Here is a 15,010-nt window from a genome sequence, read left to right on the forward strand (position 1 = left end):
CACGGGGGTACGGGGTACGGGGGTGCGGGGTGCGGGGGCCCCGCATTTCACGCTCCAAGAGCAACCTCATCGGCGCGCGGGGCCCCCAGGTGTATCCCTACCCCCCACAGGAGGGATACGGCGGCTCCCGTCCCGAGGGGCATGACCCTGCCCTGCTGCTGGCCAATGTTCGGAACAGGGCCGAGGAAGACGACCTTAGGCAGCGAGCGTTACTGACGAATTACTGAGTCTTTAGGTCCGGAATGCGGACAATCCCGTGCTTCATCTCCCGTATTCCGTGCGCTGGTTGACCGTCGGTTGACCAGCTCGCGGGGAATTCCGGACCGATTCCGGACCGATTCGCGGGCGAGCCGGGAACCGGCCCGGCCCTAGATTCGGCGCATGCCCCCGATCCCCTCCGGAACCCTGCCCGTCCTGCCGTACCGCAAGCCCACCAAGGGCCGCGACTACTGGGTCCTGGACGACGTCCTGCCCGACGCGCACGCCGTACGGGAGCGGTGTCTCGCCAAGGACGACTGGGTCGAGGGGTATCCGCACCGGCCGGAGACCTGGCCGGGGCTGCGGGCCATGCCCGGTCTGGAGCCGGGGGAGCTGGCGCGGGTCGAGCGGCTGGTCCGGCAGGCCACCGGCGCCAAGGAGCTGTGGGTGCAGTCGGCGCCCGGCGGCGGCACCCTCAACCACAACTGCGTGCAGGTCGTCGGCGAGGGCGAGAGCACGCCCCGCCCGCACACCGACTCGCGCGCCCTGTGCCGGTACGCGGCGGTGCTCTACCTCAACCCGGACGTCCCCAAGGACTGCGGGACCAGCTTCTACCGGCAGTCCCTGCCCGGCGGCCGGCTCGGCGGCAACGTGGTGCAGGCCCCGCACAACAACCTCGTCGAGGCGCTCGGCACCCGGTTCGTGGCCCCCGACGCCTTCGAGGAGGACGTACGCGTACCGCACCGCTTCAACCGGCTGCTGCTCTACAACGCCAACCTCGTGCACAGCGCGACCGGCTACTGCGGCACGACGCTGGCGGAGAAGCGGATGACGGCGGTGTTCTTCTGGATGGCGTGAGCGACGCTCAGTAGCGGACCGCCCGGGCCACCTCGGTCGTTCCGTCGCCGGACAGGTCGCGGTTGCTGCGGGCGGTGGCCTTCTTGGTGCCGCCCGCGGGCACGTCGGAGACGGTGACCGCGACCGCGTCCGCCAGGTCGCCGCCCCCGTCCTTGAAGTTCACCTGCACCAGGAAGGACTTCTGCGAGCCGGCGGTGTTGCGGACGGTGACCTCGACCGTGGTGCGGCCGTCGGAGCCGGTGTCCGGGGCGCCCAGGGTCACGTCGTCCTTGACGTCCACACCGCTCTTGACCTCGTCGAACTTCTCCCCCGCCGCGGCCGTCGCGGAGGCGTACACGTCCGTGGCCCGGGAGGCGACGGACGCCGCCTTGCTCGCCACGGAGGAGGGCGTGTCGTCATCGGAGCAGCCCGTCAGTGAGGTCAGCGCGGCCAGCGCGGCGAGGGCGACGACGGCGGTGGGGGCGCGGTACGTGCGGTAACCGGTCATGGCCACCAGTGAAGGCCCCCGGGCCCGGCCCCGCACCCGGGCCGTCACCCGAACGGCGCAGTCCCCGTGGGCACCGCCCCGCACGCGCGCGGATGGTCGAAGCATCACCGAGACCGACGCGCGGACCCGCGCGAGAGACGGGGTACGGACATGACCCAGCAGCCGCACACGACACCGTCCAGCACGCCTCCCATGTGGGACCAGGGCCACCAGCAGGCCGAACCCGCCCCGCCGCCCGGCCGGTCCGGCGGTGAGTGGGCCACCGGCGGGCTGGTCTTCGCCGGTGTGCTGATGCTGGTCAACGGGGTGCTGGCGATCCTCCAGGGGATCTCGGCACTGGCCAAGGACGACGTGTACCGCCGGGTCGGCGACTACATCTACAAGATCAACCTCACCGGCTGGGGCTGGATCATGCTGGTTCTCGGCGCGGTCCTGGTGGGCGTCGGCTACGGCGTCCTCAAGGGCGCCTGGTGGGCCCGGATGACCGGCATCTTCCTGGCGTCGGCGGCGATGGTGCTGCACTTCCTGTTCCTGCCGTACTCGCCGGTCTGGTCCGGGCTCATGATCGGCGTCGACTTCTTCGTCATCTGGTCCCTGGCGACCGCGCCCGGCACCTCCGGCGCCGCACGGCACGGCAGGGCCTGAACCGGACCGCATGAAGAGGGGCCGCTCCGCCCGTCCGGCGGGGCGGCCCCTGCCGTGGGTCCGCTGTCAGGCGTGCCGGACGTGATCAGACGTGTCCGGCGTGCCGGACGTGATCAGACGCGTCAGACGTGTCCGAGGCCGCCGCTGCCGAAGCCTCCGCTGGACCCCGGCAGCCAGCGCCGACGGTTCTGGTCCTTTCCTCGTTTGCTGCCCGAGTGATGGAGCTGGTACGGCATGAGCCGTTCCTGCTCAGCGAGCGGGAGCTCGTCCGGTTCCCGCATCTCTCTGATCTCGTGGACCGCGCCGGTGCTGGGAAGACTGGGCTGTTCCTCGGGACGCGGCCGGGGGAGTTCTCGGTCCCGGACCCGCATGCCGAACTGTACGGCCCAGATCAGTGCCCCGGCGATGACCGCGCCACCGACGAATGCGGCGATCACGTTGAGCACATCGCTCCCCGCGGCCGCGACTACGAACGCTGCCGTACTCATGTGGCAATTATCGCCGAAACGGCAGAAATAGGGAGTCCTGGATTCCGAGGAACGCGCCTTCTCCTCGCTCCGTTCCAATTGAAGGGAAGAACAGAGGAGTTGGGCCCACGACGGATCACGCCGGCCGGCCAAGACCCCGTCGTCGGCAGTGACGATCTGTGGCGCGCCGGTCGCACCGCGTACGCCGTCCAGCACCGCCCGGCCCGCCGACCTCTACGGCTTCCGGAACAAGGTGGGCCACACCTTCGGCCTGGACGACTTCTACGACTGGACGCCGACCGGCCAGTGCTGTTTCCTCATGGAGGCCGGATCGGCCACGCGGATCATGGAGTTCGACCAGTGGATGCCGCGTGACTTCCGGCGCCGACTGAAGGGCCGTTAAGGCCACTTGACAGCGTGGGCGGGCGACGTGGACAAGGTCCTGGTGACAGGCGGCAGCGGTTTCGTGGGCAGCCACCTGGTGAAGCGGCTGCTGGAGCGCGGCTACCAGGTCCGTACGACGGTCCGCTCCACCGCCGACACCCGGAAGACCGGCCCCCTGAACGCGATGCGGGCCCAACACCCGGACCGGCTCGCCCTGTTCGAGGCGGATCTGCTCGCCGACGGCTCCTTCGACGAGGCAGCCCGGGGCTGTACGACCGTCTTCCATGTCGCCTCGCCGTTCCTCATGCCGGAGAAGATCAAGGACGGGCAGCGGGACGTCGTCGACCCGGCGCTCCTCGGCACCCGCAATGTGCTCGGCACGATCGAGCGCACACCGACCGTCCGCCGCCTGGTGTTCACGTCCACCGTCGGCGCGATCTTCGGCGACTACAGCGACGTCCTGGAGATGAAGGACCGCACGCTCGCCGAGGAGTACGTCAACACGACCAGCACGGTGGCGAACAACCCGTACCACTACGCCAAGACGGTCGCCGAGCGGGCGGCCTGGGACGCGGCGGAGGCCCAGCACCGGTGGACCATGGTGTCGGTCAACCCCGGTCTGGTGCTGGGGCCTTCGCTCACCCCGGCGTCCGAGTCGGGCAGCCTCTTCCTCCTGGAGGAGCTCTTCAAGGGCTACTTCTTCTACGGTGCCCCGGACTTCAGCTTCACCACGGTGGACGTGCGGGACCTCGCCGACGCGCACATCGCGGCGGCGGAGAACGCGGACGCCCACGGCCGGTACATCGTCGCGGCGGCGGAGATGACCTCCTTTCACGAGATGGCCCGCATCCTGCGCGCCCACTACCCGCGCGACCTCCGGCTGCCCCGAACCCGCCTGCCCCACTGGCCGGTTCGGGTCCTGGGTCCCGCCTTCGGTCTCACCCAGGACTACATCCGCAAGCACCTGGGCATCCGCTTCCGCGTCGACAACAGCCGGAGCGTCCGTGAACTCGGCCTCACCTGCCGGCCGGTCGAGGAGACCCTCCTCGACCACTACCGGGCATGGCGGGGATGACCTCGTCCGGGTCGGACGTCGGCGCGTACCGTTCGCGGGCGCCCGGCGCGAGGTCGGCGTGGACGGCGCGGGCGACGCGCTGGATCGTCGTGACGCCGTACGTCATCGTCGTGTTGCCGTGGCTGAGGACGGCGAGGGTGTAGTCGTGGCCGCCGCCCCGGAAGGCGCCGACGCTGTGCACGCGCCAGCCGTTGAAGGAGCGGGGCAGCCAGCCGTTCTTGAGGTGCACGGTGGCCGCCGCCGGGGCGCCCGCGGAGACGCCCCAGCGCTGGGCCGGCACGACCTTCGCCATCAGGCCGAGGAGGTAGGCCCGGGAGGCGGACGTGAGCACCGAGTTCCTCGTGGTGACCAGGTCCAGGAGGCGGAGCTGGTCGGCCACGGTGATCCGGGTCAGGCCCCAGTAGCCGTACGGGTTCGGCTCGGTCGCGGTCATCCGGGCGGCCGTGAGGAAGGCGCGTACCTTCGCCGTGCCGAGCCGCGCCCACAGGGTGTCCGTCGCGCTGTTGCTGGACCGCGTGATCATCGCGGTGGCGAGGGACTTCTCGGACTTGGTCAGGCCGCGGCCGTCCCGCTGCGCGTCCCGGAGCAGGGCCGCCAGCACGGTCACCTTCACCACGCTCGCCGCGTCGAAGAAGGTGCCGGGGCGCAGGGTGCAGGTGGTGCCGCTGGTCCGGTCGTGCAGGCCCACCGCGACCGTGCCCGCGCGTCCGGCCAGGGCGGCGGTGATGTGGGCGCGCAGATCGGCGGCGAGCTCCGCGTCCCGGGAGGCACAGGTGACGCGGGGCGCGAACTCGGCCGGGGCGAGCGGGGCGGCGCCAGTGGCCGGGGCGGCGCCGGTGGTCGATGCGGCTAGTGGGGCCGCGGTAATCGGTGCGGCTAGTGGGGCCGCGGTGATCGGTACGGCTGGTGCGACCGGTACGGCCCGTGCGACCGGTACGGCCCGTGCGACCGGTACGGCCTGTGCTGCCGGTTCGGCCGCGGTCAGCAGGGGCGCCAGCAGAACGACCACGAGCCAGGCGCCGGTCGTGCGTAAGCGAGGGGAGAGAACCATCGGGACCGCCCTTCCGTCCCTCCCAGCTCACCTGACCCGGCGGGCGGAGGAAACGCGTGGCGGCCGAACGGGTGAGCGGGTCAGGCGTCGCGGGGCACGACCGTCACCCGGTGGAAGTTGCAGGCGCCCGAGGTGTCCTGCTGGGGCGCCTGATGGGCCTTGAGGGCCATGCTGACCAGGCTCAGCAGCAGGTCGACGTCCGTGTCGCAGTCGAGGTGGACGGTGACCCAGCGGGAGCCCGGGACCAGCCGGATGGCCGTCGACTCCGAGAGGTCGCCCGCGAAACGGTCCAGGGCCCGGTCGGTGAGATGGAGGTCCACGTCGTGGTCGGAGTGGAAGTGCACGATCTCGCTGCGGCCGGCGTGCAGGGCGCGTCCGGTGCCACAACTGGCCTGTCCCGTCCGGAGATCGGGCCAGACTTGCAGGCGCTCCAGGGCGCGCTGAGCGGGCGTCATGCCCTCATCGTCGCCCGCTCACCGCTTCGCTACCAGAGGTTGAGCGAAACGTAACCCGCGCGTGAGGTGGCCGACCGCGTTCCTCCCTTCGGACGAACTCCGGCGCGACTTTCGGTTCAACAGGCAACCCCCGCACATCGTTTACCAGTCTCACAGGTTGCTCACAGATCCCGTCCGGGCGCGTTGGGGTGCGCCCGTCCCGCCGGTCGGCGGGGTGGGGCCGTGGGCTGTCCAGTCCGATGCCACTGACCATGGCACTCGCAGACGAGGAACCGATGACCAGTCAGCACCATCGCAGCCGCGCCCGACGCGTGGCGCTCGCCGCCTCGGCGGCGCTCACCGTCGTCGTCACCGGCGCCGGGGCCGCTCCCGGAGCCGGTGCGGCGCAGGCCGCCACACCCGGCAAGCCGAAGCTGAAGCTGATCGCCGCGTCGAACTCCGTGACGCTCGACCGGTGGGAGGGGGAGCCCGGGGTCTACCTCGACCTCGGGACGTACGTGACGGTCGACAACGCGCCGCTGGAGTTCCAGGTGAAGCGCAAGTCGTACAAGGACCCGGTCGTCGCGCAGCAGATCCTGCGCGACGCCAAGGGGAAGAAGATCGGGACGAAGGCCCTGCCCGCGGGGCTGGTGAAGGACTTCTCCGGGCTGCCCGGCTTCCTGGAGGTGTCCGTCAAGGACGCCCAGGGCAAGGAGGTGTCCACGTCCAAGGGCACGTTCTGTCCGAACAACGCCTCCGGCCGGCTCCGCCCGGACGCCCCGGCGACCTCGCACTACCCGGAGAGCTGCCCCACCAACCCGTTCACGCTGGGCTCGGTGTGGGGCGTGGAGAAGGGCTGGGCGGCCAACTCCTCCACCGTCGACTACGACAAGCCGGTCGACCTGCCGGCCGGTGAGTACACGGCCAAGGTGTCCGTCGCGAAGAAGTACCGGGACCTCTTCGGCATCCCGAACGACCAGCGGACCATCAAGGTGACCGTCCGCCAGATCACCGACGGCGGCGGGGGCCAGGGCCGTGGCATGTCTGCCATGCACGGCGGCCATGCCATGAGCGGCCACTCGATGTCCGGCCACTCGATGTCCGGCCACTCCATGGCCCACCACTACGGCCCGCGAGGCGCCGACGAGCCCACCCCGGGCGCCCTCTCGCACGCCCTGGAGGACCGCGGCCTGGCCCACCACCTGGGCGACGGCACCGGTCACACCGACGGCTCCCGGATCGCCCCCGCGCTGAAGCCGGCGAGCAAGCGGCCCACCGGCCGGGCGGGCGCCCCGGCGAACGTGCCCAAGCCCGACCTGCGGTCGCTGCCCGCCTGGGACATCGCCATCACCGACGGCGAGGACGGCGACGTGCCGGGCAAGGACTACCTCGCCTTCAGCGCCAACGTCTGGAACGCGGGCCCGGCGCCCCTCGTCGTCGACGGCTTCCGCAAGCCGGGCGCCGATCTGATGGACGCCTACCAGTACTTCTACGACGCCAAGGGCAAGCAGGTCGGGTACGCGCCCACCGGCACCATGGAGTGGGACCCGCGGGTCGGGCACGAGCACTGGCACTTCACCGACTTCGCCAGCTACCGGCTGCTCGCCGCCGACCAGCACGAGATCGTCAAGAGCGGCAAGGAAGCGTTCTGCCTCGCCAACACCGACGCGATCGACTACACGGTGAAGAACGCCAACTTCAAGCCGTACAACACCGATCTGTCGACGGCCTGCGGCCAGCAGAACTCCATCTCGGTCCGTGAGGTCCTCGACGTCGGCTCCGGCGACACCTACACCCAGTACCGCCCCGGCCAGTCCTTCGACGTGACGGACCTGCCGAACGGCACGTACTACATCCAGGTCATCGCCAACCCGTCGAAGCGGCTTCAGGAGACGAACCTCGGCAACAACGTCGCCCTGCGCAAGGTGATCCTGGGCGGCGAGCCGGGCAAGCGCACGGTCAAGGTGCCGCCGCTGGACCTGATCGACGCGCCGTAGCCGGGCATGTGAGGTGAGCGCACGCCCGTGCGGGTCTCCTTCCGGGGGCCCGCACGGGCAGCCGGGTGCCGCCGCCTTCTCCACGCCGGCAGGCTCCGACACCCGTGGTGCGGACGGGAATTGTGAAACATGGCGTGACGGGTGGGGGAGATTCCGCACCGGAGTCCCGGGGAGGCGGCCGATGCGCGAGAGGCTCGGATCCCGCAGGGCCGATGTCGCCGTGACGTGAACCGGCCGCCCTGCCGCGCAATCGCCCCGGAAGGCCCTGGAACGTGAACGCTCGCACCCCCCACAGAACCACCGCTCGCCTCGCCCTGGCGGCCGGCTCCGCCCTCCTGCTCACCTCCTGCGGGGTCGTCGACGCCGCCGAGGGCGGCGGTGAGCAGAGCCCGGCGAAGGGCGACGACATCACGGTGGGGCTGCTCCTGCCGGACAAGGACACGACCCGTTTCGAGCGGTTCGACCACCCCCTCATCAAGGCGCGCGTCGCCGAACTCACCCACGGCAAGGGCAAGGTCCGGTACGCCAACGCCGGTGCCAGCGCGAAGCAGCAGAGCCGGCAGTTCGGCCAGATGATCGACGCCCGCGTCGACGTCGTCCTGGTCGACGCGGTCGACGCCAAGGCCATCGCGCCGGACGTCCGCAAGGCCAAGGAGGCGGGCATCCCGGTCATCGCCTACGACCGTCTCGCCCAGGGCCCGATCGACGCCTACATATCCCACGACAACGAACTCGTCGGCGAGGTGCAGGGCCGTGCCGTCGTCGAGGCGCTCGGCGACAAGGCCGAGAGCAGCAAGATCGTCATGCTGAACGGCTCGCCCGCCGACCCCAACACCGCCCGCTTCAAGCAGGGCGCCCTCGGCGTGCTCCAGAACAAGGTCGTCATCGCCAAGTCCTACGACGTCGAGGAGTGGCTGCCGAAGATCGCCGAGGCGGACATGGCGAAGGCCATCGCGGCCATCGGCGTCAACGACATCGCCGCGGTCTACTCGGCCAACGACGGCATGGCGGGCGCGGCGATCGACGCCCTGAAGAAGGCGGGCGCCACGACGATCCCGCCGGTGACCGGCCAGGACGCCGACCTGCCGGCCGTGCAGCGGATCGTCGCCGGCGAGCAGTACATGACCGTCTACAAGTCGTTCCTGGAGGAGGCCAACGGTGCCGCGGAGATCGCCGTGGCCAAGGTCCAGGGCCAGGACATCATGTTCGACGCCCTGACCCAGGACTCCGTGGACAGCCCCACCCGCAACGACATCCCGTCGATGCTGGTGCCGGTGGTGGCGCTGACCCGGCACAACATCGAGGAGACGGTGATCAAGGACGGGGTCTACACGGTCAAGGACATCTGCACGGCGGCCTACGCGGCCAGGTGCGCGGCGATCGGCCTGGGCTAGGGCGGGCCGGCCGGCCTGTGCGGCCTGGCCCGATCAACAAGAACCTTCTAGGGTCGGGGACATGTCTCTGACCGCGGCGGACGTCAACCGCTTCGAGGCCTCCAGGTATCGCCTGCAGGCGCTGGCCTACCGTCTTCTCGGCACCGTCGCGGAGGCCGAGGACCTCGTGCAGGAGACGTTCCTGCGGTGGCAGGCCGCCGACACCGAGCGCATCGAGGTGCCGGAGGCCTGGCTCACCAAGGTCCTCACCAACCTGTGCCTCAACGAACTGACCTCGGCCCGCGCCCGGCGCGAGACCTATGTCGGCCAGTGGCTGCCCGAGCCGCTCCTCGGCGGCGACCCCATGCTCGGCCCCGCCGACACGGCCGAACAGCGCGAGTCGGTGTCGTACGCCGTGCTCACCCTCATGGAGCGGCTGACGCCCAACGAGCGCGCGGTGTACGTGCTGCGCGAGGCGTTCGACTACCCGCACCGCGAGATCGCCGACATCCTGGACCTCACCGAGGCCGCCAGCCAGCAGATCTACCACCGGGCCAAGAAGCACGTCGCGGACGGCAGGGCGGGCAGGGCCCGCGAGGAGGTCGGCGAGGCCGCCGCCCGCCGGATCGCCGAGGAGTTCCTCGCGGCGGCGACCAGCGGCGACACGGGCTCCCTGGTCCAGCTGCTCACCGGCGACGCGATCAGCGTCGGTGACGGCGGCGGGAAGATCCCGGCGCGCACCACGCCGTTCACCGGCGCCGTGGCGGTCGCGAAGTTCCTGTGGGGCCTGTTCAAGCCCGCCGAGGTCAAGCGCGGCTACGTGGGCGGCCGGGCCGAGATGTACGCCTGGACGGCGAACGGCGAGCCCGCCGCCGTGGCGGTCGTGAACGGCCGGGTCGTGGGCGTCATGAGCCTGGAGGTCACGGACGAGGGCATCGTCGCGGTCCGCAACCAGATCAACCCCGACAAGCTGGAGCGGGCGACCGCGCAGTGGGCTGCCGTCGACCACGGAGAGCCCCTGCGCCTGGTGTTCTGAACGACTGGTGTTCTGAACGACTGGTGTTCTGAACGATTTGGTGTTCTGAACACCATCCAGGGAGATGTGGCTCAGGTCACATCCGCTATCTGTCAGGGATCGACGGCCTGTCCGGTTCAAGATGCGCAACCGAACCGGACAGGAGCATGAATCATGAAGCACCGCATCGTCGTCCTCGGGGCCGGATACGCCGGAGCGATCGCCGCCGGGCGCATCGCCCGACGGCTGCACCGCGAGGACGTCCGGATCACCCTCGTCAATGCCGAGCCCGACTTCGTCGAGCGCGTCCGGATGCACCAGCTGGCCGTCGGACAGGACCTCCCGCCCCGCCCGCTCGCGGACGTGTTCGCCGGCACGGGCGTCGAGGTCCGCGTCGCCCGGGTCACCTCGGTCGACGTCGAGGCCAGGACGGTCACCGTCCTCGACGGCACGGCGGAGGACCGACTCGACTACGACACCCTGGTCTACGCCCTCGGCAGCGGCTGGACCGACCAGGGTGTCCCCGGTGTCGCCGGGCACGCCCACCAGATCGCGAGCCGCCCCGGCGCCCTCCGGCTGCGCGAGCGCCTCACCGAACTGACCGCCGGCGCCCCCGTGGTCGTCGTCGGCGCCGGCCTCACCGGCCTCGAACTCGCCACGGAACTCGCCGAGACCCGGCCCGACCTCGACGTCCGCCTCGTCGCCCGCGGCGGCCTCGGCGACTGGCTGTCCCCGAAGGGCCAGGCCCATGTTGCCGAGGTCGTGGCGGACCTGGGCATCACCGTCCACGAACACACCACGGTCACCGCCGTCGAGGCCGGCACCGTCCACACCACGACCGGCTCGATCCCGTCGGCCGCCACCGTCTGGACGGCCGGCTTCGCGGTCCACCCCATCGCCGCCGCCACGACCCTGGAGGTCACCGGCACCGGTCAGATCGTCGTGGACGGCACCATGCGCTCGGTCTCGCACCCCGATGTGTACGCCATCGGCGACGCCGCGTACGCGATGGGCCCCGGCGACAAGCCGCTGCGGATGTCCTGCGCCTCGGGCACACCGGCCGCCTGGCAGGCCGCCGACGCGATCGCCGCGCGCCTCGCGGGCGTCAAGATCCCGAAGGGGCTGATCCGTTACTTCCACCAGTGCATCAGCCTGGGCCGCAAGCAGAGCCTCATCCAGATGGTGAAGGCCGACGACACGGTGACCGACCACGCGTGGGCGGGCCGCGGGGCCGCCGCCTACAAGGAGTTCATCTGCAAGGGCGCGTACTGGAGCGTGGCCAGGCCGCTGATGTACCCGGTGCGGCGCAGGAAGGTCGTGGCGCGGCCGGCGGCGGAGCGCCGGCAGCGGGCGGCCGAGACCACTGCCGCGTGAGCCGGGCGGCGAGGAGCTTCAGCGCCGAGCGCCGGCCCGCTGATCCGGCTGTGCTCACCGTCGCGCACCCGTACGAACCAGTCGCACGGGTGCGCGGGAGGTGTCACAGCGTGACCGGCACGCCTCCGAACGTGACCACCAGGCTGCCGTTCGAGGCGAAGGACCAGCCCAGGGCGCCCGCGTACGACGAGCAGCGTGACCCGTTCGTGCCGGACCAGAACTGGTTGGAGCTGTCCGCGTCGCCCACGTAGCGGTCGTTGGCGCCGCTGTTGCAGGACGTGTTGGAGCGGAAGACGGACGTACCCGTCTCGAAGTTGAAGTTGCGTTCGGTGTTGCTCACACCGACGTTGCTCGTGATGGTCATCGAGCCGGGGTTGGAGTTGTACGTGAACCCGTGGTGACCGTTGCCGTAGGCGATGCTGTGCCGGACGACGTGGTTGACCGCGATGGAGTCGCCGCCGAGCTTGTAGCCGTTGCGGTCGCCGTTGCCGGACTGGGAGCCGTCGCTGAGCCTGCCGTTGTTGTAGGACAGGGAGTACTCGATGGTCACCGGGCCGATCGCGCCGGTGTCGGTCTTGGTGTAGAGGTCCCAGCCGTCGTCGATGTTGTTGTGCGAGACGGCGTACCGGAAGACGTTTCCGGTGCCGGTCGTCAGCTTCGCGGCGAAGCCGTCCGCGTCCTCGCCGTCGGAGTCGGCGTTGTCGTGCGACTCCGCGCTGAGGACCAGGTTGTCGGACGGCCACTGGCTGCTCGGGGTGGAGGAGGAGATCCGGCCGAGCTGGAGACCGGTGTCGCGGTTGAAGCGGGTCACCGTGCGCTCGATGACGTTGTTGCTGCCGCCGACGTAGATGCCGTTGTCGCCCGCGCGCTCGACGACGAGGCCGTAGATCTTCCAGTAGTCGGCGAACAGCTGAAGACCGCGGTTCGACGAACTCTCGCTCTGCGCGCCGAAGTTGAGGACCGGGGTCTCGCCCGGGTACGCGGACAGCAGCGTACGGGCGCTCGCCGAGCCGTTGCTGCCGGCCGGGATGGTCACCGTGGAGGAGTAGGTGTACGTGCCGCCGCGCATGTAGATCGTGCCGCCGGCCGCGATGCGGCTGATCGCCGAGGTCAGGGTGGTCGGCGCGGACGCCGTGCCGGCCGCGCTGTCCGTGCCGGTGGGGGAGACGTACAGGGCCGTGGCGGAGGGCGGGGTGGTGGTGCCGGACGACTCCACGTCGATGTAGTCGATGTTGGCCAGGCCGTTGGCGCTGGTCGGGTTGAGGCGGATGGTGTTGCTGCCCGCGTTCACCGGCACGGTGAACGTCTTCGTCGCCCAGGTCGTCCACGCGCCCGTGCCCTCGAAGGACGCCGAGGTGGTGGTCGAGCCGTTGACGATCACGTCCGTGGCGCGGGCCGTGCTGGTGCCGTTGGCGAAGCGGACGCTGACGGTCGCGGTGCCCGCGGCGGAGGCGGAGACGGTGAACTGGGAGTAGGCGTTCGCGGCGTTGGTGCCGTTGCAGTAGCCGCTGCCGGAGTAGCCGGTCCACTCCGTCTCGACGGCGCCGGTGCAGACGGCGGGGGAGGTCTCGGCCTCGTAGCGGGTGGTGGCGGCGTGCGCGGTGGTGCCGGAGAGGGCGACGAGGGTGCCGGCCAGGAGGCCGACGGTCGCGACTACGGGTCTCGTCCGGTGCCCGGAGAGCTGGGTCATGGAGCCGTGCCCTTTCTGTTGCGGGTTGGGGTGTGGCACCGTGGCGGTTCGCGTGAATGAACGCGCCACGGGGCGCGGCACCTCGTGCAGAGAAGGGAAAGCGCTTTCTCGGGACCGTAAGGGCCTGCAATGTACGCGTCAATAGACGTGTACATGATTGCTGTTCATGACCATGAACTCGTGGAGGCTCACGTCGGACCGCGGCGACCTCCCTGAGCCCGGTGCGGCAGGGCGGGGGGTTGTGTGGTCCACAGCCGGCAGGTCAGGCGGAGGGAGGGCCTGTGGGGGCCCGCGTCCAGGCCCTCCCCGCTCTCAGCTCTCCGGGTTCGCCTTGGGAGCCGCCTGCTGCACGACCTCGAAGGACCACAGCGTCGCCCCGGTGGCGGCGGGCTTCGGCCGCTCGGTGCCGTCCGCGGCGCCGCCCTCGCCGCCGCCGTGCGAGGCCCGCCCCATCCCGGCCATCCACTTCTCGAAGTGTTCCTCGCTGCGCCAGCGCGTGTACACGAGGTAGGTGTCGGTGCCCTCCATCGGGCGCAGCAGCTCGAACCACTCGAACCCGTCCGAGCCCTCCACGGCTCCGGCCCGAGCGGCGAACCGCTTCTCCAGGACCTCGCGCTGCTCCTCGGGAACGGTCAGGACGTTGATCTTCACGATGCTCATGCGTTCATTGTCACCGCAGGTGTCCGCGCCGGAGCTCCGGGACCCGTGGGGTGCGGGGGCTCGCGGCCGCAAGGACCCGCTCGGCGACCCTTGACGGGGCGGGAGACCGCTCGGCATCTTGGGAGCGCTTCCAGGCAGACAGTCGGCCCTTCTCTGCCGGTCCCCCTCTGCCGGCCCCTCCGCTGTCCGCAAGCGCACCCGACTGGAAAGCGTGGCCCTCATGCAGAGTCAGACCAAACGCCGCCTGTCCCCCGCCGACCTCGACGCCCTGCTGCGCTCCTCGGCCGGAATCGGCGGCCGGCCGGAGGCCGAGCTGACCGACGGCTGTTACAACACGGCCTACCGCGTCCTCCTCGACGACGGCCGTCCCGCGATCGTGAAGCTGGCCCCGCTGCCGGAGGTGCCGGTCCTGCGGTACGAGCGCGGGATCATGGCGACGGAGGCGATGGTCTACCGCCGCATCGCGGAGCTCCCGGACGGTCACGTGCCGGGCCCCGAACTCCTGTATGCCGACGACGAGTTCCTCATGGTGTCCCTCCTGGAGGGCACGCCCTGGGACAAGGTGGCGGCGACCCTCTCCCCGGCCGCCACCAGCACCCTGCGCCGCGAACTGGGCGCGGTCACGGCCCGGTTGAACACCCTCACGGCCCCGGACGGCCGGTTCGGCTACCCGGCGGCGGAGTCGGGCCTGTCGGGGCCGGACTGGCGGACGGCGTTCACGGTGATGGTGGAAGGGCTGCTGGAGGACGCGGAGCGCTGGAACTCGCGGCTGTCCGAAGAGCCGGACACGATCAGGAAGTTGGTGGCCGAGGGCGGCTACGCGCTGGACGAGGTCACCGAGCCCCGCCTGGTCCACTTCGACCTCTGGCCGGGCAACGTCTTCGTCAACGGCGGCGACAGGCCCCGTGTCACCGGCCTCATCGACCATGAGCGCGCCTTCTGGGGCGACCCGGCGGCCGAGCTGATCTCCCTGGCCTTCGGGGGCGACGTGGGCCCGGACAGCGACGTGGTCGCCGGCTACCTGGAAGCCGGCGGCGCCCTGGACTTCACCCCCGCCTTCCGGCACCGCCTCGCCCTCTACCAGCTCTACCTGGGCCTGATCCTGGTCGTCGAGGACGGCCCGCGCGCCACGGACGACACGGAGCACGTCGCGTGGACGGGGGAGTACCTGGCGGAGGCGGTGGCCCGGGTGCGGGCGCTGGGGTGAGGCGACGGCTCGCCCCCCGGCCTGTCGGCCTTGCCGTGCGCTGATTCCGGTACCGGCGTGCCCGCCCCCGGCGGAACTCCATCGCTTGTCGAGCG

At 70.9% G+C, this 15,010-nt stretch carries 15 protein-coding genes; 9 read left to right on the forward strand and 6 right to left on the reverse strand.

Features of this window, described 5'->3' with window-relative positions; translation table 11 throughout:
* Positions 1–381 precede the first annotated feature (381 nt).
* Positions 382–1,056, forward strand: a complete 675-nt coding sequence (locus DI272_RS23645; protein ID WP_109497289.1) for a DUF6445 family protein — start codon at positions 382–384, stop codon at positions 1,054–1,056.
* 7 nt (positions 1,057–1,063) lie between these two features.
* On the opposite strand, the gene DI272_RS23650 is transcribed toward DI272_RS23645, so the two are convergent.
* Positions 1,064–1,543, reverse strand: a complete 480-nt coding sequence (locus DI272_RS23650; protein WP_109497290.1) for a hypothetical protein — start codon at positions 1,541–1,543, stop codon at positions 1,064–1,066.
* Positions 1,544–1,693: 150 nt separating this feature from the next.
* Between DI272_RS23650 and DI272_RS23655 the strand changes: the two genes are divergently transcribed.
* Positions 1,694–2,188, forward strand: a complete 495-nt coding sequence (locus DI272_RS23655; RefSeq protein ID WP_181387296.1) for a hypothetical protein — start codon at positions 1,694–1,696, stop codon at positions 2,186–2,188.
* A gap of 122 nt (positions 2,189–2,310) precedes the next feature.
* On the opposite strand, the gene DI272_RS23660 is transcribed toward DI272_RS23655, so the two are convergent.
* A complete protein-coding gene (locus tag DI272_RS23660) occupies positions 2,311–2,676 on the reverse strand; it encodes a DUF6479 family protein (RefSeq protein ID WP_109497292.1) in 366 nt (121 codons plus the stop codon).
* A 148-nt stretch (positions 2,677–2,824) separates the two neighbouring features.
* Here DI272_RS23660 and DI272_RS23665 point away from each other — a divergent pair, with 148 nt between their 5' ends.
* Together DI272_RS23665 and DI272_RS23670 are read left to right on the forward strand one after the other, a co-directional pair.
* Positions 2,825–3,058: a hypothetical protein gene (locus DI272_RS23665; protein ID WP_109497293.1), complete on the forward strand. Its 234-nt coding sequence runs from the start codon at positions 2,825–2,827 to the stop codon at positions 3,056–3,058.
* A gap of 27 nt (positions 3,059–3,085) precedes the next feature.
* Positions 3,086–4,114, forward strand: coding sequence for an NAD-dependent epimerase/dehydratase family protein (locus tag DI272_RS23670; RefSeq protein ID WP_109497294.1), 1,029 nt, complete (start codon positions 3,086–3,088; stop codon positions 4,112–4,114).
* Here the strand turns inward: DI272_RS23670 and DI272_RS23675 are convergent.
* Positions 4,056–5,165: a serine hydrolase gene (locus DI272_RS23675; protein ID WP_109497295.1), complete on the reverse strand. Its 1,110-nt coding sequence runs from the start codon at positions 5,163–5,165 to the stop codon at positions 4,056–4,058. The two genes, DI272_RS23670 and DI272_RS23675, sit on opposite strands and share 59 nt — an antisense overlap.
* 80 nt (positions 5,166–5,245) lie before the next feature.
* Positions 5,246–5,620: a luciferase family protein gene (locus tag DI272_RS23680; RefSeq protein ID WP_109497296.1), complete on the reverse strand. Its 375-nt coding sequence runs from the start codon at positions 5,618–5,620 to the stop codon at positions 5,246–5,248.
* Between the two features lie 251 nt (positions 5,621–5,871).
* Here DI272_RS23680 and DI272_RS23685 point away from each other — a divergent pair, with 251 nt between their 5' ends.
* The 4 genes from DI272_RS23685 (at position 5,872) to DI272_RS23700 (ending at position 11,358) form a co-directional block, all read left to right on the forward strand.
* Entirely contained in the window at positions 5,872–7,596 is a 1,725-nt protein-coding gene (locus DI272_RS23685) for a lysyl oxidase family protein (RefSeq protein WP_109497297.1), read from the forward strand.
* Positions 7,597–7,868: 272 nt separating this feature from the next.
* On the forward strand, positions 7,869–8,990 hold the full coding sequence (locus DI272_RS23690) for a sugar ABC transporter substrate-binding protein (RefSeq protein WP_109497298.1): 1,122 nt from the start codon (positions 7,869–7,871) through the stop codon (positions 8,988–8,990).
* A 61-nt stretch (positions 8,991–9,051) separates the two neighbouring features.
* Positions 9,052–10,005 (forward strand): RNA polymerase sigma factor SigJ, encoded by a 954-nt coding sequence (sigJ, locus tag DI272_RS23695; protein WP_109497299.1) that lies wholly within the window; start codon positions 9,052–9,054, stop codon positions 10,003–10,005.
* 153 nt (positions 10,006–10,158) lie between these two features.
* On the forward strand, positions 10,159–11,358 hold the full coding sequence (locus tag DI272_RS23700; RefSeq protein ID WP_109497300.1) for an NAD(P)/FAD-dependent oxidoreductase: 1,200 nt from the start codon (positions 10,159–10,161) through the stop codon (positions 11,356–11,358).
* 103 nt (positions 11,359–11,461) lie between these two features.
* Here the strand turns inward: DI272_RS23700 and DI272_RS23705 are convergent, their stop codons facing one another.
* Positions 11,462–13,048 carry a carbohydrate-binding protein gene (locus tag DI272_RS23705; protein ID WP_109497301.1) on the reverse strand — a complete coding sequence of 529 codons (1,587 nt, stop codon included), beginning with the start codon at positions 13,046–13,048 and terminating at the stop codon, positions 11,462–11,464.
* Positions 13,049–13,360: 312 nt separating this feature from the next.
* On the reverse strand, positions 13,361–13,708 hold the full coding sequence (locus DI272_RS23710; protein WP_109497302.1) for an antibiotic biosynthesis monooxygenase: 348 nt from the start codon (positions 13,706–13,708) through the stop codon (positions 13,361–13,363).
* A gap of 220 nt (positions 13,709–13,928) precedes the next feature.
* On the opposite strand from DI272_RS23710, the gene DI272_RS23715 reads away from it, so the two are divergent.
* Positions 13,929–14,915 (forward strand): phosphotransferase family protein, encoded by a 987-nt coding sequence (locus DI272_RS23715; protein WP_109497303.1) that lies wholly within the window; start codon positions 13,929–13,931, stop codon positions 14,913–14,915.
* The last annotated feature ends 95 nt before the right edge of the window (positions 14,916–15,010 follow it).

Source organism: Streptomyces sp. Act143, assembly GCF_003143935.1.
Classification (GTDB): domain Bacteria; phylum Actinomycetota; class Actinomycetes; order Streptomycetales; family Streptomycetaceae; genus Streptomyces.